Origin of the sequence: Mycobacterium sp. DL592 (genome assembly GCF_011694515.1) — a bacterium.
Classification (GTDB): Bacteria; Actinomycetota; Actinomycetes; order Mycobacteriales; family Mycobacteriaceae; genus Mycobacterium.
The window spans coordinates 3,062,455-3,085,152 of sequence record NZ_CP050192.1; the positions used below are offsets into that span (position 1 = coordinate 3,062,455).

A 22,698-nucleotide genomic window follows, 5' to 3' on the forward strand; every position below is an offset into this window, starting at 1 on the left:
ACCACAAGAAGTCGACGGATCACATCGCGACCGAGGCCTCCGTGGCGCCAAGGCAACTGACACCGGGCGAGCTCTTCGCCGGATACCGAATAGTCCGTCACCTCGGTTCATGCCCCACCAGTGAGGACTACCTAGCCGAGCACCCCAGCCTGACCGAACCGGTGGCGCTCACCATCATGCCCGGCCGCTTCCCGTCCGACCCCGACCGGCAGGCGCGTTTCGACCAGCGTCTGGAACGGATCGCGGCTCTCACGCATCCTCACATCGCCAGGGTCAGGGACTGGGGTCGCGAACCGGAAGCGGTGTGGTACGTCTCCGACTGGGTCGACGGATCGAACGTGCAGCAGCTGATGCGGGATCGGTTCTCAGATGGCATACCCGCCAAGGCCGTGCTCACCATTGCTGCCGCCATCGCCGACGCCCTGGACTACGCGCACAACTCCGGCGTACTGCACCTACAGGTCAATCCCGCCACGGTCATGATTGCCGGCGCCGATACTCCGAACTTTCGAATCGTCCTCACCGACTTCGCGATTCGGAACAACCGGACCTCGGCGACGGCGGGGAGCGCCTACACTGCGCCCGAGCTGCACAGCCGCGAGCAACCGCTGGGCCGTGGTACGGATCAATACGCTCTGGCCGCCACTGTGCTGCATATGCTGATCGGGAACTCCACCCTCATCGGCGGCGACTTCGATTCCGGTGGGCGCGAGGCTCTTCAGTCAGCTCTCACCCAGGCGGCGGTACCGCCCGCCATGCGCTCGCCGTTGAGCAATGCCACGGCTACAGAACCCGAGCAGCGCTATACGACCTGCCGGCACTTCGCCGCCGATCTGACAACGAGTACCAAAGCGCCCAGTGCACCGCCCGTCTCACCTCCGACAACGGAAGCCGCCAAGCTTCGGGCCGGTGCTCCGGCTGACCTTGCTGAAGACGATCCACCGTCGTCGGTGGCTGCATCATCTCCTGCCGTGGCGTGGCGGCGGCCGGGGGTCCGCACGGCTGCCATCGCTGCAGTCGCCGTCTTGCTGGCGTCGGCCTCGGCGTTCTATCTCAGAACTGAGCAGCACGAGCCAGATAACACCGGCAAGCCAAGATCGTCATCGGCACCGCCGGCACCACCGCCGCAGACTGTCCCGGCGGCACCGTTGTCGCAATGCGCCCAAGCGGACGCAGCCGTGTCGCAACTGTCGCTGCGCGACAAGCTCGCGCAACTCCTAATGGTCGGTGTGACCGGGGCCGATGACGCGCGCGCGGTGGTCACCGACCAACACGTCGGCGGGATCTTCATCGGAAGCTGGACAGATCTGTCGATGCTGACCGACGGATCGGTGCAATCGATCGCCGCGGCGAGCGGACCCCTTCCTCTTGCTGTGAGCGTGGATGAAGAGGGCGGTCGGGTCGAGCGGCTGGCCAAGCTCATCGGCCACCAGCCGTCACCGCGCATGCTGGCCCAGACAAGCTCTCCTGCTGACGTTTACGAGATCGCGCTCGACCGTGGACGCCGTATGCACGACTTGGGCATCACGGTCGACTTCGCACCCGTCGTCGATGTGACCGACGCCCCGAACGACTCCGTGATCGGCGACCGCTCATTCGGCTCCGATCCCCAACGCGTCGTGGAGTTCGCCCAGGCCTATGCCCGCGGACTGCGTGATGCGAACGTGTTGCCAGTGCTCAAGCACTTCCCAGGACACGGGCACGGCTCGGGAGATTCGCATACCGGTCAGGTGCAGACGCCACCGCTGTCGGAGCTCATGGACGACGACCTCATCCCCTACCGCACGCTGACCACCGATGCACCCGTCGGTGTGATGGTCGGCCACCTGGAAGTACCGGAGTTGACCGGGACAGATCCGGCCAGCCTCAGCCCGGCAGCCTACGCCCTGTTGCGCTCGGGCGAATACGGTGGAACCCCATTCGACGCAATCGTTTTCACTGATGATCTGTCCAGCATGGCCGCTATCAAGGAGAGATACGGTGTAGCCGAGGCCGTGACGATGGCCCTGCGGGCGGGAGCCGACACGGCGCTGTGGATCACGACCGACCAAGTGCCAGCGGTATTGGATCGACTCGAAAGTGCCTACAACGCCGGAGACCTGACCCCGCAACGCGTCGATGACGCGCTGCGCCATGTCGTCGCAGCCAAGCGTCCACAAGGCAACTGTGGCGCTCGATGATCGGGTCCGTACCTGCATAACAAACCGACCGCAACCCGCGCGATGGCGGATTGCGGTCGGCTGGCGTCAGTACAGGGCACTACCGCTTGGGCGCGAACCTAGTCGTGCGCCTTGGCCCGCCCACTGGAGCCGTGCGCCTTACCGTGATCCGCTCCGGCGCCGGCAGAGCTGTTTGCGGATTTCTTCTTGCCCACAGTCGCAGCCTTGGCTGACGAGCCGGTACCGCCGGCATCTGCTTTCACCGGCGCCGTTGCAGAACCGTCATCGGCGGGTTCGGTAGCGTCATCGGTGGCGTCGGTCTCTGTTGCGGGCGCATCCGCCTGCGGAACTGTTTCGGTAGCCTCGCTGACCTGAACCTGGCTGGCGGGCACGGGTTCGGCGGGCAGGGCGCTGACGACCGGGCTGTCAGTTGCGCTCTGCGCAGGCGCTTCCGGCGCCGCCGTGATGTGCACAAGACGGCCCGACCGCCCAGTGCTCGTACCGACCGGCTTGGCGCTGTCCCCATCGGTGGCATCCCCGCCGCCCACCTTGGCCGCCGCCGGCGACGCGGCCGCCGAGAACGGAATCCACGCCCCGCTGAGGAAGTAGTTGAGCTCGATCTGGACGAAGCTCGACCACGATGTGACGATGCCGTCGATGATGTGGCCGATGTAATACGGGTCAAAGCTCGACAAATACGCCGTTCCGCATGTCAGTGGCAGCCACACCACGGGCCAGATCGCGTAGTTGTAAATGATGTAAACCTGATCGGCGATGATGTTGACAACGGGGATGTAGGAAGCCACCGATGTCGCTGTGTTGACAACCGTCGTGACGAGCGGTTCCAGGTTGTAGAAGACATTGTTGACAAGATCCCAGGTGTCGCTCCAGCCCGGAATGTAGGCCATCAGCTGTACGTCGCGTTGAGTCACCTCGATAGCGGCGCTGGCAACCGCAGAGGCTGCGGCAGGAAGCTCTGCCCGAGCCGCGGTTGCACCGTCAGGAAACGCAGACACGATTCCAACAGAAGCGACCCCTGCGATCAACGCTGACCGCATGGACACCTTCGATAGTGCGCGCAACCGCCCGCCGAAGGCTTGGTGCGTTGCCGCGGCAACCTCAACTGTCATGTGCGCAAACCTTCCAATAATGTTGGGCCACACCGAGGTATCCGGAAAGATATGGCGACGCTGCCGTCCCCGTACCCGGTTGTGAACGTGTTTTTTGACCGTAACGAATTGACGGCAACGACGATGTCACCCAAACGTACGAAACTTGCACACTGAAACTTGACGCGGATCGCGCGTCCCAGCAAAGGCCAAATCACTATCGGCCGGGCATCGGGCCTATTCCATCAACTGCGCAGCGACCGTCGCACCCAGGTTCCAGCACGCCTCGATGTCGTCCTTGGTCGGCTTGCCCGAGACGACGACAGTCTGCGCGACCTTCTCCCAGCCCAGGCCGGTGGTGATGGCCTCGACACCGCGCTGCGCGCCTTCGGTGCCTTCGTTGCCGTGCAGGTACCAGCCGAACGGTCGGCCCCGGGTGGAGTCCAGGCACGGGTAGTAGCAGACGTCGAACGCGTGCTTGAGCGCCCCGCTCATATAGCCCAGGTTCGCCGGGGTGCCCAGCAGGTAGCCGTCAGCCGACAGCATGTCGGCCGGCGAGACGGTCAATGCGGGGCTGCGCAGCACCTCGACGCCCTCGATGTCGGGGGCGGTCGCGCCGGCCAGCACCGCCTCGAACATCTCCTGGCAGTGCGGTGACGGAGTGTGGTGGACGATCAGCAGCCGAGGCATCGCCCTCCACTCAGTCGGTCAGCCCTGCGCGACGATCCGCGTGGGCCGCAATGTGATAGCCACCCGGCCCTCGCGGGGCGCGGGGAAGGTGTCCGGATCTTGACCATAGTGGCGGACGACCTTCGCGAACAGTTCGAGGTTGGGATCCTCGCCGATCTCCACCGTCCCGCGGACCTCGAGGGTCCGAAAGGGGTTCTGCGGATCGATGATGAACAACGTCGCCTGCGGATGGGCGACGACGTTCTTGTACTTCTGCCGCGCCGTGACGAAGGACGTCTGCACGGTGTCCCCGTCGACCACGTACCAGATCGCAGTCACCTGGGGCGTCCCGTCGGCGCCGACGGTGGACAGCGAGGCAACCAGCGGTGCTTCGGCGAGATCGCGATGAGAGTCAGGTATGGAAGTCATGCCCGGAATAAACCGCGGCTGTCAGCGCACCATTCCCCGCGTCAGGTCTTGCCCGCCTGCATCGCGACGGCTTTGCGCATCGTCTCTCTGGCGCGGGCGCGATCGCCGGCATAGTCGTAGGCCCGTGCCAGCCGATACCAGCGCTGCCAGTTGTCCGGGTCCGCCTCCAATTCCGTGCGCACGGTATTGAACAGGGTGTCGGCGGCGTCGCGGTCGATGCGCCCGCCCGGGGTTCGGGGCAGCTCGCTGACGTCGAGTTCCATCCCGTCCTCTGTGGCCAGCGCGGCCAGCCGCTGGTGGGCGAAGCCGGCCCGCAGCGTGGCGACCATCGCCCACAGCCCGACGATCGGCAGCAGCAGCACCCCGATGCCCAGCGCGATCCCGCTGGGCTTACCGGTACCGATCAGCACCACTCCGGTACGTCCGAGCAGCACGAAGTACACCAGCAGGGCCACACACATCAGCCCGATCAGCAGCTGGATGCGCAGCGCGCGGTTCACAGGTCCAGCAGTGGTTCGATCCCGATGGTGAGCCCGGGGCGCTTGGCGACCTCGCGCACGGCGAGCAGGACGCCGGGCACGAACGAGGTGCGGTCCAGGCTGTCGTGGCGGATGGTCAGCGTCTCCCCCAGCGTGCCGAACAGCACCTCCTGGTGGGCGACGAGCCCGGTCAGCCGCACCGAGTGCACCGGGATGCCGTCGACGTCGGCTCCGCGCGCTCCTTCCAAGCCTGTGCTGGTGGCATCGGGGTTGGGCGGCAAGTCTTTTCGCGCCTGGGCGATGAGCTTGGCGGTGCGCGTCGCGGTACCCGACGGCGCGTCGGCCTTGTGCGGGTGGTGCAGTTCGATGACCTCCACCGACTCGAAGTACGGTGCGGCCTTCTGCGCGAAGTACATCGACAGCACCGCGCCGATGGCGAAGTTCGGGGCGATCAGCACCGCGCTGCCGGGTTTGTCGGCGAGCCAGGCCTGGACCTGGTCGATGCGCTCGTCGGTGAATCCGGTGGTCCCGACAACGGCGTGGATGCCGTTGTCGATGAGGAACTTGAGGTTGTCCATGACGACGTCGGGGTGGGTGAAGTCGATGACCACCTCGGTGCCGCTGTCGGTCAGCAGGCTCAGGTCGTCGCCGGCGTCGACCTCCGCACTCAACGTCAGATCGTCGGCGTCGCGCACCGCCCCGCACATCGTGGTGCCGACTTTGCCCTTGGCGCCCAGAACCCCAACTCGCATGGGTTTAGCCTAATCGGCGCAGGTTAGTGTGCGGGAATGCAGGTACTGCGCACACCCGACGAGCAGTTCGAGGGTCTCCCGGACTACCCGTTCGAGCCGAACTATCTCGACGTCGAGGCGCGCGGGCTGCCGCCGCTGCGCATGCACTACGTCGACGCCGGGCCCGCCGACGCTCCGGTGGTGCTGCTGCTGCACGGCCAGCCCAGCTGGTCGTTCCTGTACCGCCACGTCATCACCGCGCTGACTGCGGCGGGCCTGCGGGTCATCGCGCCGGACAACATCGGCTTCGGCCGCTCCGACAAGCCCGACGATCCGACCGCCTACACCTTCGCCCGGCACGTGGGCTGGGTGCGCTCCCTGGTGACCGGGCTGGACCTGACCGACGTGACGCTGGTGGTCCAGGATTGGGGCGGCCCAATCGGTTTGAGCGTGCTGGCGCGCGAACCCGACCGGTTCGCCCGCGTCGTGGCCACCAACACCATCCTGCACACGTGCGATCCCGCCCTGGCCGGCAAGCTCGGCTGGGCCCACCACGGCGTGGGCGCCGACCGGATGCTGCTGCAGGAGACCTTGCTGGACTACATCGCCATGTACGCCCGCAGCCCCGACATCACACCGAGCATGTTCATCGACGCCGTCGCCGGGCCGTTGAGCGCCGAGGTGCTGGCCGGCTACGACGCGCCGTTCCCCGATCCCCGCTACAAGGCCGGGCTGCGTCAGCTGACCGCACTGATTCCGTTGACCCGCAATGATCCGGGGGCGGCGATCGGCCGGGCGACGATGGACGCCCTGGCGCATTGGGAAAAGCCTTTCCTGACAGCCTATTCCGACGGAGACCCGGCGACCCGGGGCTGGGAACAGGTGTTCCGCGACCACGTCCCGGGAGCACGCGGACAACACCACACCACCATCGCCGGGGCCGGGCATTTCGTCCAGGAACAGCAGGGCGCCGAGTTGGCCCGCATCGTCACCGAATTCGTCACCGGCCCCTGAGGTTCCGCCGACAGTAACGCTGCGGCGATTTCGCACGCGTTGCGCCGCCGTGAGGTTACTGTCGGCCACCACTCACAGCGGGGCGGCTCCGCGTAGGTGCTCGAAGATCAGCGAGGTCTGGGTGCCGGCCACGTCGGCGTCGGCGTTGAGGTTCTCCACCACAAAGGCACGCAGGTCATCGGTATCTCGGGCCGCCACGTGAATGATGAAGTCGTCGGCCCCGGCCAGGAAGTACACGTCCATCACCTGCGGCTTACGCCGAATGTGTTCGATGAAGGTGCCGATCTTGCCGCGGGCGTTGGACTGCAGGCTCACCGACACCATCGCCTGCAGCGACAGCCCGATCGCCGCGGGATCAATGTCGGCATAGAAGCCCCGGATCACGCCGAGATCCTGCAGCCGGCGCACCCGGCCGTGGCAGGTCGACGGGGCGATGCCGACCGCGTCGGCCAGGGCGCTGTTGGAGATGCGGGCATCGGCGTGCAGCAGCGCCAGGATGCGGCGGTCGACGTTGTCGAGATCGGCCCGAACATCCTTCGGCGCGAGCCCCGATCGAACCGCCAGTTTCGTAGATCCTTCAGCCATAGCTCGACCTTATCGAATCTTTGTCATCTGCATTGAATAAAGTCCGCAGCTTCTTCACAATTCTTGTAAGCCAAACCCCGATCAAGGAGCGATCATGCGTGTCGGTATCCCGACCGAGATCAAGAACAACGAGTACCGCGTCGCCATCACCCCGGCCGGCGTTTCCGAACTGGTCCGCCGCGGCCACGACGTGATGGTCCAGGCCGGTGCGGGCGACGGTTCGGCCATCCCCGACGCCGACTTCAAGTCCGCGGGCGCGCAGATCGTCGCGAGCGCCGACGACGTGTGGGCCCAGGCCGACCTGCTGCTCAAGGTCAAGGAGCCCATCGAGCCGGAATACACCCGGATGCGCAAGGGCCAGACCCTGTTCACCTACCTGCACCTGGCCGCCTCGCGGCCCTGCACCGACGCACTGCTGGCGTCGGGCACCACCTCGATCGCCTACGAGACCGTGCAGACCGCCGATGGTGCACTCCCTCTTCTCGCGCCGATGAGTGAGGTCGCCGGCCGGCTCTCCGCTCAGGTCGGTGCCTACCACCTGATGCGCACCCAGGGCGGTCGCGGCGTGCTGATGGGCGGCGTCCCCGGTGTCGCCCCGGCCCGTGTCGTGGTGATCGGCGGCGGGATGGCCGGCGACAACGCCGCCGCCGTCGCCTGGGGTATGGGCGCGCACGTCACCGTGTTCGACCTCAACGTCAACATCCTGCGCAAGATCGACGCCGAGTACGGCGGCGCCATCGAGACCCGCTACTCGTCGCGACTGGACCTCGAGGATGCGGTCAAGCAGGCCGACCTGGTGATCGGCGCCGTGCTGGTCCCGGGCGCCAAGGCGCCCAAGCTCGTCACCAATGACACTGTGGCACAGATGAAGCCAGGTTCGGTGCTGGTCGACATCGCGATCGATCAGGGTGGCTGCTTCGAGGATTCCAAGCCCACCACCCACGACAACCCGACGTTCAACGTCCACAACTCGGTGTTCTACTGCGTGGCCAACATGCCCGGCGCGGTGCCGCGCACCTCGACCTACGCACTGACCAACGCCACCATGCCGTATGTGCTCAAGCTGGCCGACAAGGGCTGGCAGGACGCCTGCCTGGCCGACCAGGCGCTGGCCAAGGGTCTCTCGACCCACGAGGGTCAGTTGCTCAACGCTGAGGTCGCTCACGACCTCGAGCTGCCCTACACCGATCCGGCCGGCCTGCTGACCTGAAACCTTAAGTGAGCCAACGGCTCACCTCCACACAGCGGACCGGGACAGCTCCTCGAGCGTCCCGGTTCGTTGATGTCTGGGCTCAGCCCATACCGGCCGGCGGATGACCGAGACAGATCAGCGCACCCAGCGGATCCTTGATCGCCGCCAGGGTGCCATAGGGCGTGTCCTCCACGGGCATCAGTAACTGCCCGCCGAGCGCTTCGGTCTGCTTCACCGTCGCGGCCACATCGTCGACGTGGACGTATACCTGCCAGAACGACGGGACCTCCTCGGGCATGAGCTTGACCGAATCCATGATTCCCGAATAGGCGCTCTCCCCGGCGAACACCTGTCCGTAGCGGTCGGGCCCGACGGCGTCCGGGTCACCGCCCGTGCCGATCTCCTCGATCCGCGTATTCAGGACCGACCGGTAGAACTGCAGCGACGCCTCGTAGTCCTTGCTCTGGCATTCGAACCAGTACGGCGCCCCGTGCACACCCCACTCGGCGAAGCCGGGATGAGTGCCGGGCTGCCAGAAGCCGACGACCGCACCCGCCGGGTCGACGACCACCATCATCGAACCCAGCTCGCCCACCGGCATCGGCGGCACCATCACCTTGCCGCCCGCTGCCTCCGCCGCGACGACGGTTGCGTTGCCATCGCTGGTGTGCAGGTAGATCCCCCAGATGTTCGGCGGACCGGCCTCCTCCATGTGCGGCGACAGCCCCGCGACCCGTTTGCCGTGAAGCGTGAAGTTCTGGTAGCCGCCGAACTCCGGTTGCGGCGGGCCTTCGAGTTCCCAGCCGAAGATCTGGTGATAGAACTCCGCGGCACGTGCGGGGTCGCTGCTCATCAAGTCAAACCAGATGGGGGCCCCGATCGGGGCGGTGTAGTCACTCACGATGATCCTTTCCGCGATGTCTGGACCCCTTGACTGACTCCCGCGGCCCCGAAAACTCATCGCGTCGGCGCGTCAGTCGAAGAGATCTCCGTCGACGTAGAACCAGCGACGGGCGCGCACGCTGAACCGGGAACGCTCGTGCAGCACTCCGGTGCGGCCGCCGCTGCGGTAGTGGGCCCGGAACTCGACCTCACCGGTCTGATCCTGCGCCCTCCCGGCGGCGGTGCCGAGGATCTGCAGCCCGGTCCAGGTCAGACCACCCTCGGGTGTCAGCGTGGCGGGCCGGGTCCGCGGATGCCAGGTCTGCCAGACGTAGTCGAGATCGCCGACGGCGTAGGCGCTGTATCGGGCCCGCATCAGCGCTTCGGCGGTCTGCGCCTGCGTCTCACCTCGGTGCAGCGGCAGACAGCAGCTGCCGAACGCGGCACCGGACCCGCAGGGGCAGGCGTCGGTCGGGTTCATCTATCCCTGGCCGCGCAGGGTCGGCAGGGCCGCCGTCGTCACTTCCGCGATGAGCTGCCGCAACGGCTCGGCGTTCGGATTGTCGGATCGAGTGCGCGTCATGACGGCCAGCAAGATACGTTCGCCGTTGGGCCCGAACACGATTCCGATGTCGTTGGTACTGGCGTAGTCGCCGCTGCCGGTCTTGTCGGCCGACGTCCAGCCCGGTTGCAGTCCGGCCCGCATGCTGGAGGTGACGTTGCCGCGCATCCAGTCCTCCAACTGCCGGCGATGCGCCGGGTCGAGCACGTCACCGGTGAGGATCGCCCGGAATCCGCCGCCGAGTGTGCGCGGTGTGCTGGTGTCCCGCGGGTCGCCGGGCAGCGCCGAGTTCAGCTCGGTCTCCCAGCGGTCCAGCCGGGTGCGGTCGTCGCCGATGGAGCGAGCGAACGCGGTGATCGCCTGCGGTCCGCCGATCACCGTCAGCAGCATGTTGGCCGCGGTGTTGTCGCTGCGCTGCAGAACGGCCTGACACAACTCGTCCAGCGGCAGGCTACTGCCCGCCTTCGGTCCGGATATCGGCGAATTGGGAAGCACTGCAGCGGGATCCACCCGTAGCGTGTCCATCATCCGTAGTTCGCCGTGCTGGGCCTTCTGCAGTATCCGCGCGGCGAGGTAGGCCTTGAAGGTCGAGCACACGGCGAACATGTCGCCCTCCCGATGTGCCACCGTCTGCTTCGCGTCGAGGTTCTCGCCGTAGAGCCCAACGACCGCGTTGTGCCGGCTCTCCAGCATGCCGATGCGCTCGTTCAGCGGCGGCAGCGGCTCTGCGGGGTCGCTCAAGCGCGGCGGCGTGTAGTCCGTTCGCCCGCATGCTGCGGCCGCGGTCAGTGCCGCTGCGCCGATGAGCAGGTGACGACGGGTGAGCAACACCGGCGACTAGCCCGCGATCCGCCGAAGAGGTTGTGGCAGTGATCGTTTGGAGCGCACCGGTCCGAGCACCGCGGCGCCGAACGGGTTGGACAGCACCTCGCGGGCGACGGCGTTGACCTCATCGAGGGTGACGGCGTTGATGTGGTCGAGGGTGCTGGTGACGCTGCGGTATCCGCCGTAGTTCAGTTCGCTGCGGCCCAGCCGGTTCATCCGCGATGCGGAATCCTCCAGGCCCAGCACCATTCCGCCGCGGATCGAGCCCTTGGCGATGCGAAGCTCCGACTCGGTGAGACCGTCGCGGGCCACGCTGTTGAGAACCTCGGTGGTCAACCGCACCACCTCGTTGAAACGCTCGGGCAGGCAGCCCGCATACACCGACAGTGCACCGCTGTCACAGAAGGTGTCGATGGTCGAGTACACCGAGTAGGCCAGCCCGCGACTCTCCCGGATCTCCTGGAACAGCCGCGAACTCAGGCCTCCGCCGAGAGCGGTGTTGAGCACCGACAGTGCCCAGCGGTGTCGCCAGTGCCGACCGGGCACCCGGACTCCGAGCGACATGTGGGTCTGCTCGGCGTCGCGGTTGATCAGCACCAAACCGGGCCGGCCGGTGAGCCGGGTGTTTCCGGTACGCGGCGGCCGTGGCTTGCGGCCGCGAATCAGCTTGGGGCCGAAGTACTCCCGAACCAGCTTCACGACCTCGTCGTGGTTGACGTTGCCTGCGACAGCCACCACCATCCGCTCCGGGATGTAGCGGCGGACGTGGAACGAGTGCAGTTGTGATCGGGTCATCGACGACACCGACTCGACGCTGCCGATCACCGGACGCCCGACCGGGTGGTCGCCGAACATGGCCGACAGGAAGACGTCTCCGAGAGCGTCCTCGGGATCGTCGTCGCGCATGGCGATCTCTTCGAGCACCACGTCACGTTCGAGTTCGACGTCCCCGGCGGCGCAGCGCCCGTTGAGCACCACATCGGCGACCAGGTCGATGGCCAGTTCGAGGTCCTCGTCGAGGACGTGCGCGTAGTAGCAGGTGTGTTCTTTGGCCGTGAACGCGTTCAGCTCACCGCCGACGGCGTCGACGGACTGTGCGATATCCACCGCGGTGCGCGTCGGGGTCGCCTTGAACAGCAGATGCTCGAGGAAGTGCGCGGCACCGGCCACGGTGGGGCCTTCGTCACGCGAACCCACGTTGACCCAGACCCCGACCGATGCCGAGCGCACCGACGGGATGTATTCGGTGACAACGCGCAGACCACCGCCAAGGACGGTGCGCCGCACCGCGGCCGGCGCGTCAGGGACGCGCCGGCCGCGGCGTAAGGCGTTAGCTGCTGGCGGTTGCGGCATCGGCATCAACAGGAGCCGGTGCATCGTCGGGAGCAGCAGCCCCCTCTTCGTCGACCAGGATCAGCGAGATCTTGCCGCGGTTGTCGATGTCGGCGATCTCCACCCGGAGCTTGTCGCCGAGCTTGACCACATCCTCGACCTTGTTGATCCGCCTGCCGCGGCCCAGCTTCGAGATGTGCACCAGGCCGTCGCGGCCGGGCAGCAGCGACACGAAGGCACCGAAGTCAGTGGTCTTGACCACGGTCCCGAGGAACCGCTCACCGACCTTGGGCAGCTGTGGGTTGGCGATGGCGTTGATCATGTCGATCGCCGCCTGTGCCGACGGGCCGTCGGTGGCGCCCACGAACACCGTGCCGTCGTCCTCGATGGAGATCGAGGCGCCGGTCTGCTCGGTGATCGAGTTGATCATCTTGCCCTTGGGCCCGATGACCTCGCCGATCTTGTCGACCGGGATCTTGATCGCGGTGACCCGCGGCGCGTACGGGCTCATCTCGTCGGGGGCGTCGATGGCCTCGGCCATCACCTCGAGGATGGTCAGACGCGCGTCCTTGGCCTGCGACAGCGCCCCGGCCAGCACCTGCGACGGAATGCCGTCGAGCTTGGTGTCCAGCTGCAGCGCGGTGACGAAGTCCTTGGTGCCTGCGACCTTGAAGTCCATGTCGCCGAAGGCATCCTCGGCACCGAGGATGTCGGTCAGCGCCACGTAGCGGGTTTCGCCATCGACTTCGTCGGAGACCAGACCCATCGCGATACCGGCGACCGGGGCCTTGAGCGGCACACCGGCGTTCAGCAGCGCCAGGGTCGAGGCACAGACCGAGCCCATCGACGTCGAACCGTTGGAGCCCAACGCCTCCGAGACCTGCCGGATGGCGTACGGGAACTCCTCGACGCTGGGCAGCACCGGCATCAGGGCCCGCTCGGCCAGCGCACCGTGGCCGATTTCGCGGCGCTTGGGCGAACCGACCCGACCGGTCTCACCGGTCGAATACGGCGGGAAGTTGTAGTGGTGCATGTAGCGCTTGGAGGTTTCCGGCCCCAGCGAGTCGATCTGCTGGGCCATCTTGACCATGTCGAGGGTGGTGACGCCCATGATCTGGGTCTCGCCACGCTCGAACAGTGCGCTGCCATGCGCCCGGGGGATCACCGCGACCTCGGCGGACAGCGCGCGGATATCGGTGATGCCGCGGCCGTCGATGCGGAAGTGGTCGGTCAGGATGCGCTGGCGCACAAGCTTTTTGGTCAGCGAGCGGAACGCGGCGCCGATCTCCTTCTCACGCCCGACGAAGGTCTCGCCGAGCTCGCCGAGCACCTCGTTCTTGATCTCGTCGGTGCGGTCGTCACGCTCGTGCTTGCCGGCGATGGTCAGCGCCTGCGACAGCGGCTCGGAGGCCACGTGCTCGACGGCGGTATAGACGTCCTCGGCGTAGTCGGGGAACACCGGGTAGTCGGCGGTCTCCTTGGCGGCCCGGCTGGCCAGCTCGCTCTGCGCGGCGCACAGCGCGGCGATGAACGGCTTGGCGGCCTCCAGGCCCTCGGCCACGACGGCCTCACTCGGTGCCGTGGCACCGCCGGCTATGAGCTCGATGACGTTCTCGGTGGCTTCAGCCTCGACCATCATGATCGCGACGTCGCCGTCCTTGACCACGCGGCCGGCGACGACCATGTCGAACACCGCGCCTTCGAGCTGCTCGACAGTCGGGAACGCCACCCACTGGCCGTCGATCAGCGCGACGCGCACGCCACCGACCGGGCCGGAGAACGGCAGGCCGGAAATCTGGGTGGAAGCCGACGCGGCGTTGATCGCCAGCACGTCGTAGAGGTCCTTGGGATCAAGGCTCAGGATCGTCACGACGACCTGGATCTCGTTGCGCAGGCCCGAGACGAACGACGGGCGCAGCGGCCGGTCGATGAGCCGGCAGGTCAGGATCGCGTCGGTGGACGGGCGGCCCTCCCGGCGGAAGAACGAGCCGGGGATACGCCCGGCGGCATACATGCGCTCCTCGACGTCGATCGTCAAGGGGAAGAAGTCGAAGTGCTCCTTCGGGCTCTTGCTGGCGGTGGTCGCCGACAGGAGCATGGTTTCGTCGTCCAGGTAGGCGACGACCGAACCGGCGGCCTGCTGGGCCAGCCGACCGGACTCGAAGCGGATGGTGCGGGTGCCGAAGCTCCCGTTGTCAATGACGGCGGTCGATTCGAACACGCCTTCGTCGATTTCAGCTACAGACATAGACGTCCGTACAGCCTTTCTGCAATTCAACTGTTTCGCGATGTCACAGATGAACCCAGGTATCCCCGGGTGCGACGAGGCTTGAACCGAGATGCGGCTACGGCCGTCGATCGAAGCGGCCGGGCACTCCCCGATTGAGATTGGGGCCCGGCAGCCACTACCGAAGACCGCCCGATCCGGGAAGCTTCGCTATGACACGCGGGAACGGGACACGCGGATGTGCGTGAACCGCACCCGATTGTTCGCGCCGTCACACGGCGCGTAACGACCCCATGTTACACGTGGGTAGTGCGCTCAGCGGCGCAGACCCAGCCGTTCGATCAGCGAGCGGTAGCGCGCCACATCGACATCGGCAACGTACTTGAGCAGCCGGCGGCGACGGCCGACCAGCAGCAGCAGACCGCGCCGCGAGTGGTGGTCGTGCTTGTGCTGCTTGAGGTGCTCGGTGAGGTCGGAAATCCGCTTGGTCAGCAGTGCGACCTGGGCCTCCGGCGAGCCGGTGTCGGTCTCATGCAGGCCGTAGGAGCCCAGGATTTCCTTCTTCTGTTCGGCAGTCAACGCCACGAGAACATCTCCATCAATCGGTACCGCGTTTAGGTAATCAAGCAAGGCCACCGCGGACTGCAGCACATGCCGTGTCGGGACGAACTCTAGCAGCGGGACCGCCCCGAACCGAAATCGCGCCAGGTCAGCGGCCAGACCTTGACAACATACAACCAATCGGTTGTATGTTGGGAGTGTGATCGTGGACGAGGAAGACCGGGCCGACGCCCTGTTCCATGCGCTGTCCGACCGCACGCGGCGAGACATCATGCGTCGCGCCCTGGCCGGGGAGCACTCGGTGTCCGCGCTCGCACTGAAATACGAGATGAGCTTCGCGGCGGTGCAAAAACACGTCGCCGTGCTGGAGAAGGCAGGTCTGCTCACCAAGCGGCGCAGCGGTCGTGAGCAACTGGCCAGTGGCGACGTGACGGCCGTGCGGTCGGTGGCGTCGATGCTCGGTGAGTTGGAGCAGATCTGGCGGGGCCGGGTCGCGCGCATCGACGACCTCATCTCAGCCGACGAAACCCAGGAGGACGAAACGCCATGCCCGTGACCGATGTACAGCACGATCTCGACAGCCTGACCCTGACCATCACCGCCGATTTCGCCGCGCCGGTGCAGCGGATCTGGCAGGTCTACGCCGACCCGCGTCAGCTGGAGAAGGTCTGGGGCCCGCCGGACTATCCGGCGACCGTCGTCGACCACGACCTGAAGACCGGCGGCCGGATGACGTACTTCATGACCGGACCCGACGGCGACAAGCACGCCGGCTACTGGGAGATCACCGCCGTCGACGAACCCAGGAGCTTCGCCTTCACCGACGGCTTCGCCGACCAGGACTTCAATCCCGACCCCACCATGCCGACCTCGCACAGCGTGTTCACCTTCACCGAGCACAACGGCGGCACCAGGGCCACCTACGTAAGCACCTACCCGTCGGCCGAGGCGCTGCAGACCGTGCTCGACATGGGCGTCATCGAGGGCGCCACCGGTGCGATCAACCAGATCGACGGCCTGGTCGGCTCCGGCAGCTGATTACGACGAGGACAGGATCTGGCGGGCCTTGTCGGTGTCCTTGCCCATCGCCACGACCAGATCCTGTACCGAGTCGAACCGCAGCTGGCCGCGCAAGCGGCTGACGAAGTCGACGGCCACATGCTGGCCGTACAAGTCGGCCTCGGAATCGAGGACGAACGCCTCGACGGTGCGGGTGCGACCGGAGAACGTCGGGTTGGTGCCCACCGACACCGCCGACTGGTAGCGCTCACCCGGGATCACCGAACCGGTGATGGGCCCGTGGCCCAGGACGGTGAACCAGGCGGCGTAGACGCCGTCGGCCGGGATCGCCGAGTACATCGGGGGCGCCACGTTGGCGGTCGGGTAGCCCAGGCCCCGGCCACGGCCGTCGCCGCGCACGACCACACCTTCGACCCGGTGCGGGCGGCCCAGCGCCTCGGCCGCGGCGACCACGTCACCGGCGTCGACGCAGGAACGGATGTAGGTCGACGAGAAGGTGACGGTCTCGCTCTTGTGGTGCTCGGCGACCAGGGACATGCCCTCGACGGCGAAGCCGAAGCGTTCTCCGGCCTTACGCAGGGCCGCCACGTTGCCGGCCGCCTTCTTGCCGAAGGTGAAGTTCTCCCCTACCAGCACCTCGACCACGTGCAGCCGTTCCACGAGGAGTTCGTGGACGTAGCGCTCCGGGGTCAGCTTCATGAAGTCGGTGGTGAACGGCATGACGAGGAAGACGTCGATGCCCAGTTCCTCGACGAGTTCGGCACGGCGGGCCAGCGTGGTCAGCTGGGCGGGATGGCTGCCCGGGAAGACGACTTCCATCGGGTGGGGGTCGAAGGTCATCAGCACCGTCGGCACGCCGCGTTCACGACCCGACTTGACTGCCTGGGCGATCAGTTCGACATGCCCGCGGTGCACGCCGTCGAACACGCCGATGGTCAGTACGCACCGGCCCCAGTCCGAGGGGATCTCTTCCTGACCCCGCCACCTCTCCACGTCGGCAAGCCTACGACCCGGCGCCACCGGCCGAGGCGCTAGATCCCCAGATCAGGTAATGAATGCCTAAACTTTCGGGTGTGAGTCCTGACGAGAACCCCAACAGCGGGGTACGCGACCTGACGATGGTTGCCCAGGACTACCTCAAGATCATCTGGACCGCCCAGGAGTGGTCGCACGAGAAGGTCAGCACCAAACTGCTCGCCGAGCGTCTCGGCGTGTCGGCCAGCACGGCCTCGGAGTCCATCCGCAAGCTCGCCGACCAAGGTCTGGTGCACCACGAGAAGTACGGCGCGGTCACCCTCACCGACCGCGGCCGCCACGCGGCACTGGCGGTGGTACGCCGGCATCGCCTGCTCGAGACATTCCTGATGCGCGAGCTGGGCTACGGCTGGGACGAGGTGCACGACGAGGCCGAGATCCTCGAGCACGCGGTCAGCGACATGATGCTCGACCGGATCGACGCCAAGCTGGGCTATCCCACCCGCGACCCGCACGGTGACCCGATCCCGGCGGCCGACGGCCAGGTACCCACCCCGCCGGCGCGGCAGCTGTCGGCCTGCTCGAACGGCGACGTCGCCACGGTGGCCCGGATTTCCGACGCCGACCCCGAGATGCTGCGCTACTTCGACGCGGTCGGGATCAATCTGGACTCGCGCCTGGAGGTCCTGGCCCGGCGCGACTTCGCCGGCATGATCTCGGTGTCGGTGCAGGCCGCCGACGGCGCGCTGAACACTGTCGAACTGGGAAGCCCTGCCGCCCAAGCGATCTGGGTTGTCGGCGGGTAACGCCGTCAGCTCACGATCGGCGAATCCGCACCGGCAGGGAGGCCGGGCCCTGCAGTGACGGCGAGGTCCCCCACCGCACCGGCCCCGCCAGCTCCAGCCCGTCGATCTCGTCCAGCAGATGATTGACGGCGGTGACGGTCTCGAGCCGGGCCAGGTGTGCGCCGAGGCAGAAGTGCAGGCCGTGCCCGAACGCCAGGTGCCCGGTGGTGTCGCGGTGAATGTCGAGACGGTCGGGATCGCCGAACTTGTCCCGGTCGCGGTTGGCCGATGCGTAGAACAGCACCACCTTGCCGCCGGCGGGGATCACCGTCCCGCCGACCTCGTAGGGCCGAGTGGCGACCCGGGTCACCCACTGCACCGGCGAGCCCCAGCGTGCGGTCTCCTCGACCGCTGCGGGCACCAGGCCCCTGTCGGCCTTCAACTCGTCGAACAGGTTGGGGTCCTGGGCCATTCGCATCAGCAGCATGCCCAGCAGGTTCGTCGTCGTCTCGTTGCCGGCCACCAGCAGGATGGTCGCGTAGAAGAACGCCTCGTTGTCGGTGAGTTCGCCGGCGGCCCGAGCCACCTGCAGCCGGGTCAGCAGGTCCTCGGCCGGTTGCGTTGCGCGCCTGGTCATCTCGAGGTTGATGAAGCTGCGCAGCTGGACGTAGGACGCCAGCATGCCCGCGACCATCCGGGCCACTTCGGGCAGCGTCCGCGGCGCGAACGCCTGCACGATCTGTTCGGACACCGTGCGAAATCCTGGCCACTGCTCACGAGGGATGCCCAGGATCGTGGCGATGACGTTGATCGGCATCGGCACAGTCAGGGTGGCGACCAGGTCGACGGCCTTGCCGTCGCGAAGCGCCGAGATCGACTCGCCAGCCAGGCGCTCGATGTCCGACGTCAGGGTGTTCACGGCACGTTTGGTGAACACCGGCGCGGCGATGTGGCGCAGCCGGGTGTGATCGGGCGGGTCGGCCAGCAGCACCGCACTCGCGGCGAAGCTGCGCAGCATGATCCCGTCGCGCGAGGAGAGCACCTCGCTGTTGCGGGCGGCGGCGTGGACGTCGGCGTAGCGGCCCAGCATCCACACCCCGAGGCGCTCGTTGACCACGACCGGATGCCGGCGGATCCGCTCGAGCGCCGGGTAGGGGTTGACGATATTGGCCGGCAGTGTGGGGTCGAAAGTGGTACGCGGCATGGCAGACTCAGCCATTCGCGGTCGCGGTCGGCGGATGTCCCGGTAGGCGCCGGTGGCCACCGGGCGCCACAGGTCCGACACCGACGCGCGGGCGACCGAGGCCACCGCCCGCGGCGGCGGCTTGAGCAGATCAGCAGGCATAGACAGGACGCTAGAGCGGGCCGGTACGCAAAAGAATGCCCGTTTCGGACATCGGCTTGATACTTTCGGACACATGGTGGCCATTTCCGGACTCGACGTCGCCCGGCCGTCAACGACGGGCCGACATGTCATCGAGGCTGCTGCCGAGCACGGGCTCGACGCCGCGACATGCCTGCACGGCACCGGGCTATCGCCCGAGGACCTCCTCGATCCCACCGGGGAGATCAGTCCGACGCAGGAAATCACCATCATCCGAAATGTCATCGCGCGGTTGGGAAACCGGCCCGGGCTCGGGATGGAAGCCGGATCGCGCTACAGCCTGGCCGATACCGGCATCCTCGGCTATGCGCTGATGTCGAGCCCGACGTTCGGCGACGCCGTCGACGTCGCCTGGCGCTACAGCGCGCTGTCGGCCTCCTATCTCAGCCTCGCAGCACCCGAGTTCGTCGGATCCGAAGCCGTGGTGGCCATCGACGACACCCAGATTCCCTTCGACGTACGGCAATTCCTGATCGAGCGGGACTTCGGCATGGTGGTGCGGGTGATCCCGATGTTGATCGGCTCGAATCAACCGCCGATGACGTTCCGCGTCGAACTGGCCAACCTGACCCTGCCCATCGACGGCATCGAGATCGACAACGTGACGATCCGGGTCGAGAAGGCCTCACGCAACGCCCTGGTGTTCCCCGCCGACCTGATCCACCAGCCGATGCCCGCGGCCGACCCGCAGACCGCGGCGATCTGTATCCGCGAGTGCGAGCAACTGCTCGACCGGCGCCGCACCCGTCGCGGCATCGCCGCGGCCGTGCGAACGCGCATCATCGCGAACTCCGCGCAGATCCCATCGATGGCCGACGTCGCCGCCGAACTGTGCATCACCGAACGGACGTTGCACCGCAAGCTGACCGCCGAGGGGACCAGCTTTCGGGCGCTGCTCGACGAAGTGCGGGTGACGTTGGCCGCCGAGCTGCTGGACTCAGGCTTCACCGTGGAGGAAACCGCACGACGGCTGGGCTATTCGGAGACCTCCGCTTTCACCCGGGCGCACATCCGCTGGACGGGTCAGCCGCCCAGCAGACGCAAGACCTAGAGGGTGGCCGGCCGGATCACCACGACCGAACCGGTGCCAGAACCCTTGTCCTGCAACAGGGCGACCACCCGGTCGTCGGGATCGGTCGCCGCATACACGCCGTCGATACCGGCGGCGGGCAACGAGCGGCCGTGGCTGGCGTCACCGGCCTGCTCGGCGGTGATGTCGCGGCGCGGGAACGCCAGCAGGCACGCCTCGTCGAGGGTGTAGCTGAGCAACGGCGTCTCGGCGAGAACCTCCAGCGTGCGGGCATGGTCGAGCCCGTATCCGCCCACCCGGGTCCGGCGCAGCGCCGTCAGGTGTCCCCCGACGCCCAGTGCCGCACCGAGGTCGCGGGCCAGCGCGCGGATGTAGGTGCCCGATGAGCAGTCCACCTCGACATCGAGATCGACGAAACCGTCTGGGGGCCGGCGGATGTCGAGGACGTCGAAGCGGTCGATGCGCACCGCCCGTTGCGCCAGTTCGACCTTCTGGCCTTCGCGGACCAGCTGGTAGGCGCGCTTGCCACCGATCTTGACCGCGCTCACCGACGACGGGCGTTGCAGTATGTCGCCGCGCAGCGCCGCGATCCCGGTGTGGATCTGGTCATCGGTGATGTGTCCGGCCGGAATGTACTGGAGCACTTCGCCTTCGGCGTCATCGGTCGTGGTGGAGCGGCCCAGCCGGATGGTGGCGGTATACGACTTCGAGGTGGCGGTCAGCAGACCCAGGATCTTGGTGGCCCGCTCGATGCCGATGACGAGGACTCCCGTTGCCATCGGGTCCAGGGTGCCGGCGTGGCCGACCTTGCGGGTTCCGAAGATGCGCCGGCACCGGCCCACCACGTCATGGCTGGTGATGCCCGCAGGCTTGTCGACGACGACAATCCCCGGTTGGGGACTCACAGCACGATCGCCGTCAGCGCCAGCCCACCGCCCACTGACCAGCGGCCCTCGAGCTGCGTCAGCGGCGGTCCGAACCGGGCACTCGGGTCGATCAGGATCCGGGACACGAAGCTGCCGCGCAGGCCATCGGCGTCGACGTCAAAGGTGATGTGGGCGTCCTCGAAGCCCAGCCAGCGCTGGGTCAGCGGAAACCACGCCTTGTACGTCGCCTCCTTGGCACAGAACAGGACTCGGTCCCAGTGCAGTCCACCGGGCAGCTTCGCGATCTCGTAGCGTTCGACCGGGAGACTGATGGCGTTGAGCACCCCGTCGGGCAGCTCCCCGTGCGGTTCGGCGTCGACGCCGACCGACCGCACCGATTCGGCGCGGCCCACGACCGCGCCGCGATACCCCTGGGTGTGGGTGAGGCTGCCCACCACGCCGTCAGGCCAGCACGGTTCGCCCTTGTCCCCCTTGAGGATCGGTACCGGCGGCATGCCGAGTTGCTGCAATGCCACCCGGGCGCAATGCCGCACGGTGACGAATTCGTTGCGGCGCTTGGCCACCGCCTTGGCGATCAGCGGCTCTTCCTCGGGCAGCGGAGCAAGGTCCGGCGGGTCGTCGTAGAGCTCCGCGTAGACCAGGTCGGTGACATCGGGCAGCACCGCCCGCATGAGCTCGCTCATCCGCGCCGGCTGCGCAGCCGGTCGCGGAACTTCTCGGACTGCTCGCGCATCTCCTGGGTGATCACGAAGTGGCCGCCGAAGTCGTTGAGGTAGCCCGGCGCGTACTGCGGGTCAGGCAGGATCTGGCGCATCCAGCGATAAGGCTTGCGCCGCCGCCACTCTCGCGGATAGCCGACCGACACCTCCTCGAAGCGCACCCCGTCATACCAGGTGGTCCGCGGAATGTGCAGATGCCCGTACACAGAGCACACCGCGTTGTAGCGGGTGTGCCAGTCGGCCGTCTCGACCGTCCCGCACCACAGCGAGAACTCCGGATAGAACAGCACGTCGCAGGGTTCGCGGCGCATCGGGAAGTGGTTCACCAGAACCGTCGGCGTCATCCAGTCCAGCTCGTCGAGCCGTTTCCTGGTGTAGGCCAGCCGATCCCGGCACCACGCATCCCGGGTGGCGTACGGCTCGCTGGACAACAGGAACTCGTCGGTGGCGACGATGTTGGCGGCCTTGGCGATCGCCAGGCCCTCGGCCTTGGTGGTGGCACCGGCAGGCAGAAACGTGTAGTCGTACAGCAGGAACATCGGCACGATGGTCGCGGGGCCGCCCTGCTCGGTCCACACCGGGAACGGATGCTCGGGAGTGATCACACCCATCTCGTCGCACATGTTGACCAGGTAGTCGTAGCGCGCCCGGCCGAACACCTGCATGGGGTCCTTACCGGTGGTCCACAGTTCGTGGTTACCCGGCACCCAGATCACCTTGGCGAAGCGGCGGCGCAGCAGATCCAGCGACCATCGGATGTCATCGGTGCGCTCGGCGACGTCACCGGCGACGATCAGCCAGTCGTCCGGTGTCGACGGATACAGCGATTCGGTGACCGGCTTGTTGCCGTTGTGACCGGTGTGCAGGTCACTGATCGCCCAGAGTGTGGGAGCCACAACCGACCAGCCTACTGGGCACGTTCGGGCCGGCGCGCAGCGTCGGATTGCGGCTGCGTGCGCCTGCAGTCATAGCGACTTCTGCGGTAGTTGAACGGGTGTCGCGATCGAGATCCGCATTGCGGTTCCCAATCGGAGGCGCCGTGTCGGGAAAATGGTGGAACCGTATCGGAAAAACGGTGGAATCTGTGCTTTTAGTGGGTTGTTCCTGAGAAATTTCCTTGCGTGTGCCATTACTAAATGGTC

Annotated in this window: 24 protein-coding genes and 1 pseudogene; 8 read left to right on the top strand and 17 right to left on the bottom strand. The window is 66.9% G+C overall.

The window, feature by feature from the left end:
- Positions 1 to 41: 41 nt before the first annotated feature.
- Both HBE64_RS24750 and HBE64_RS24755 read left to right on the top strand, forming a co-directional pair.
- Positions 42 to 641 (top strand): annotated as a pseudogene (locus HBE64_RS24750) (protein kinase); the annotation flags it as partial.
- Positions 642 to 971: 330 nt separating this feature from the next.
- A complete protein-coding gene (locus HBE64_RS24755; RefSeq protein ID WP_371744190.1) occupies positions 972 to 2,180 on the top strand; it encodes a glycoside hydrolase family 3 N-terminal domain-containing protein in 1,209 nt (402 codons plus the stop codon).
- Between the two features lie 98 nt (positions 2,181 to 2,278).
- Here the strand turns inward: HBE64_RS24755 and HBE64_RS14715 are convergent, their stop codons facing one another.
- The 5 genes from HBE64_RS14715 to dapB form a co-directional block, all read right to left on the bottom strand.
- A complete protein-coding gene (locus tag HBE64_RS14715) occupies positions 2,279 to 3,322 on the bottom strand; it encodes a hypothetical protein (RefSeq protein ID WP_167103455.1) in 1,044 nt (347 codons plus the stop codon).
- A gap of 183 nt (positions 3,323 to 3,505) precedes the next feature.
- Entirely contained in the window at positions 3,506 to 3,958 is a 453-nt protein-coding gene (locus tag HBE64_RS14720; RefSeq protein ID WP_167103458.1) for a flavodoxin family protein, read from the bottom strand.
- A gap of 18 nt (positions 3,959 to 3,976) precedes the next feature.
- Positions 3,977 to 4,366 carry a PPOX class F420-dependent oxidoreductase gene (locus tag HBE64_RS14725; protein ID WP_167103460.1) on the bottom strand — a complete coding sequence of 130 codons (390 nt, stop codon included), beginning with the start codon at positions 4,364 to 4,366 and terminating at the stop codon, positions 3,977 to 3,979.
- A 41-nt stretch (positions 4,367 to 4,407) separates the two neighbouring features.
- Positions 4,408 to 4,827 carry a hypothetical protein gene (locus tag HBE64_RS14730; RefSeq protein ID WP_167109217.1) on the bottom strand — a complete coding sequence of 140 codons (420 nt, stop codon included), beginning with the start codon at positions 4,825 to 4,827 and terminating at the stop codon, positions 4,408 to 4,410.
- 35 nt (positions 4,828 to 4,862) lie between these two features.
- The gene (gene dapB / locus HBE64_RS14735) at positions 4,863 to 5,597 is read right to left on the bottom strand and encodes a 4-hydroxy-tetrahydrodipicolinate reductase (RefSeq protein WP_167103463.1); all 735 of its coding nucleotides are present in this window, start codon (positions 5,595 to 5,597) and stop codon (positions 4,863 to 4,865) included.
- Between the two features lie 36 nt (positions 5,598 to 5,633).
- Between dapB and HBE64_RS14740 the strand changes: the two genes are divergently transcribed.
- On the top strand, positions 5,634 to 6,590 hold the full coding sequence (locus HBE64_RS14740) for a haloalkane dehalogenase (RefSeq protein WP_167103466.1): 957 nt from the start codon (positions 5,634 to 5,636) through the stop codon (positions 6,588 to 6,590).
- Between the two features lie 72 nt (positions 6,591 to 6,662).
- Here the strand turns inward: HBE64_RS14740 and HBE64_RS14745 are convergent, their stop codons facing one another.
- Positions 6,663 to 7,175 carry an Lrp/AsnC family transcriptional regulator gene (locus HBE64_RS14745; RefSeq protein ID WP_167103469.1) on the bottom strand — a complete coding sequence of 171 codons (513 nt, stop codon included), beginning with the start codon at positions 7,173 to 7,175 and terminating at the stop codon, positions 6,663 to 6,665.
- A gap of 94 nt (positions 7,176 to 7,269) precedes the next feature.
- Between HBE64_RS14745 and ald the strand changes: the two genes are divergently transcribed.
- Entirely contained in the window at positions 7,270 to 8,385 is a 1,116-nt protein-coding gene (ald, locus tag HBE64_RS14750; protein WP_167103472.1) for an alanine dehydrogenase, read from the top strand.
- An 82-nt stretch (positions 8,386 to 8,467) separates the two neighbouring features.
- On the opposite strand, the gene HBE64_RS14755 is transcribed toward ald, so the two are convergent.
- From HBE64_RS14755 to rpsO, 6 genes are all read right to left on the bottom strand, one after another.
- Positions 8,468 to 9,268 carry a VOC family protein gene (locus HBE64_RS14755; protein WP_167103475.1) on the bottom strand — a complete coding sequence of 267 codons (801 nt, stop codon included), beginning with the start codon at positions 9,266 to 9,268 and terminating at the stop codon, positions 8,468 to 8,470.
- Positions 9,269 to 9,340: 72 nt separating this feature from the next.
- The gene (locus tag HBE64_RS14760; RefSeq protein WP_167103478.1) at positions 9,341 to 9,730 is read right to left on the bottom strand and encodes a YchJ family protein; all 390 of its coding nucleotides are present in this window, start codon (positions 9,728 to 9,730) and stop codon (positions 9,341 to 9,343) included.
- Positions 9,731 to 10,642, bottom strand: coding sequence for a class A beta-lactamase (bla, locus tag HBE64_RS14765; RefSeq protein ID WP_167103482.1), 912 nt, complete (start codon positions 10,640 to 10,642; stop codon positions 9,731 to 9,733).
- 6 nt (positions 10,643 to 10,648) lie between these two features.
- A complete protein-coding gene (locus tag HBE64_RS14770) occupies positions 10,649 to 11,989 on the bottom strand; it encodes a pitrilysin family protein (protein WP_167103485.1) in 1,341 nt (446 codons plus the stop codon).
- Positions 11,967 to 14,216, bottom strand: a complete 2,250-nt coding sequence (locus HBE64_RS14775) for a polyribonucleotide nucleotidyltransferase (RefSeq protein ID WP_167103488.1) — start codon at positions 14,214 to 14,216, stop codon at positions 11,967 to 11,969. The genes HBE64_RS14770 and HBE64_RS14775 overlap by 23 nt, the downstream gene beginning before the upstream one ends.
- Before the next feature lie 294 nt (positions 14,217 to 14,510).
- A complete protein-coding gene (gene rpsO, locus HBE64_RS14780) occupies positions 14,511 to 14,780 on the bottom strand; it encodes a 30S ribosomal protein S15 (protein ID WP_059020502.1) in 270 nt (89 codons plus the stop codon).
- A 175-nt stretch (positions 14,781 to 14,955) separates the two neighbouring features.
- On the opposite strand from rpsO, the gene HBE64_RS14785 reads away from it, so the two are divergent.
- Together HBE64_RS14785 and HBE64_RS14790 are read left to right on the top strand one after the other, a co-directional pair.
- Positions 14,956 to 15,312, top strand: coding sequence for a helix-turn-helix transcriptional regulator (locus HBE64_RS14785; RefSeq protein ID WP_167103491.1), 357 nt, complete (start codon positions 14,956 to 14,958; stop codon positions 15,310 to 15,312).
- Positions 15,303 to 15,794 (top strand): SRPBCC domain-containing protein, encoded by a 492-nt coding sequence (locus HBE64_RS14790; protein WP_167103494.1) that lies wholly within the window; start codon positions 15,303 to 15,305, stop codon positions 15,792 to 15,794. Before HBE64_RS14785 ends, HBE64_RS14790 begins: the two co-directional genes overlap by 10 nt.
- Here HBE64_RS14790 and HBE64_RS14795 read toward each other — a convergent pair whose 3' ends face one another.
- Positions 15,795 to 16,769, bottom strand: coding sequence for a bifunctional riboflavin kinase/FAD synthetase (locus HBE64_RS14795; protein ID WP_167103497.1), 975 nt, complete (start codon positions 16,767 to 16,769; stop codon positions 15,795 to 15,797).
- Between the two features lie 80 nt (positions 16,770 to 16,849).
- Here HBE64_RS14795 and mntR point away from each other — a divergent pair, with 80 nt between their 5' ends.
- The gene (gene mntR / locus HBE64_RS14800) at positions 16,850 to 17,557 is read left to right on the top strand and encodes a manganese-binding transcriptional regulator MntR (RefSeq protein WP_371743989.1); all 708 of its coding nucleotides are present in this window, start codon (positions 16,850 to 16,852) and stop codon (positions 17,555 to 17,557) included.
- Between the two features lie 10 nt (positions 17,558 to 17,567).
- On the opposite strand, the gene HBE64_RS14805 is transcribed toward mntR, so the two are convergent.
- Complete coding sequence (locus tag HBE64_RS14805; protein ID WP_167103503.1) at positions 17,568 to 18,881, bottom strand: cytochrome P450; 1,314 nt, start codon at positions 18,879 to 18,881, stop codon at positions 17,568 to 17,570.
- A gap of 73 nt (positions 18,882 to 18,954) precedes the next feature.
- Between HBE64_RS14805 and HBE64_RS14810 the strand changes: the two genes are divergently transcribed.
- Positions 18,955 to 19,971, top strand: a complete 1,017-nt coding sequence (locus HBE64_RS14810) for an AraC family transcriptional regulator (protein WP_167103507.1) — start codon at positions 18,955 to 18,957, stop codon at positions 19,969 to 19,971.
- Here the strand turns inward: HBE64_RS14810 and truB are convergent.
- The 3 genes from truB to HBE64_RS14825 are packed head-to-tail and all read right to left on the bottom strand — an operon-like array spanning position 19,968 to position 22,452.
- On the bottom strand, positions 19,968 to 20,855 hold the full coding sequence (truB, locus tag HBE64_RS14815) for a tRNA pseudouridine(55) synthase TruB (RefSeq protein WP_167103510.1): 888 nt from the start codon (positions 20,853 to 20,855) through the stop codon (positions 19,968 to 19,970). The two genes, HBE64_RS14810 and truB, sit on opposite strands and share 4 nt — an antisense overlap.
- Positions 20,852 to 21,520 (bottom strand): 4'-phosphopantetheinyl transferase, encoded by a 669-nt coding sequence (locus HBE64_RS14820; protein WP_167103513.1) that lies wholly within the window; start codon positions 21,518 to 21,520, stop codon positions 20,852 to 20,854. The genes truB and HBE64_RS14820 overlap by 4 nt, the downstream gene beginning before the upstream one ends.
- Complete coding sequence (locus tag HBE64_RS14825) at positions 21,517 to 22,452, bottom strand: metallophosphoesterase (protein ID WP_167103516.1); 936 nt, start codon at positions 22,450 to 22,452, stop codon at positions 21,517 to 21,519. The genes HBE64_RS14820 and HBE64_RS14825 overlap by 4 nt, the downstream gene beginning before the upstream one ends.
- Positions 22,453 to 22,698 lie beyond the last annotated feature (246 nt).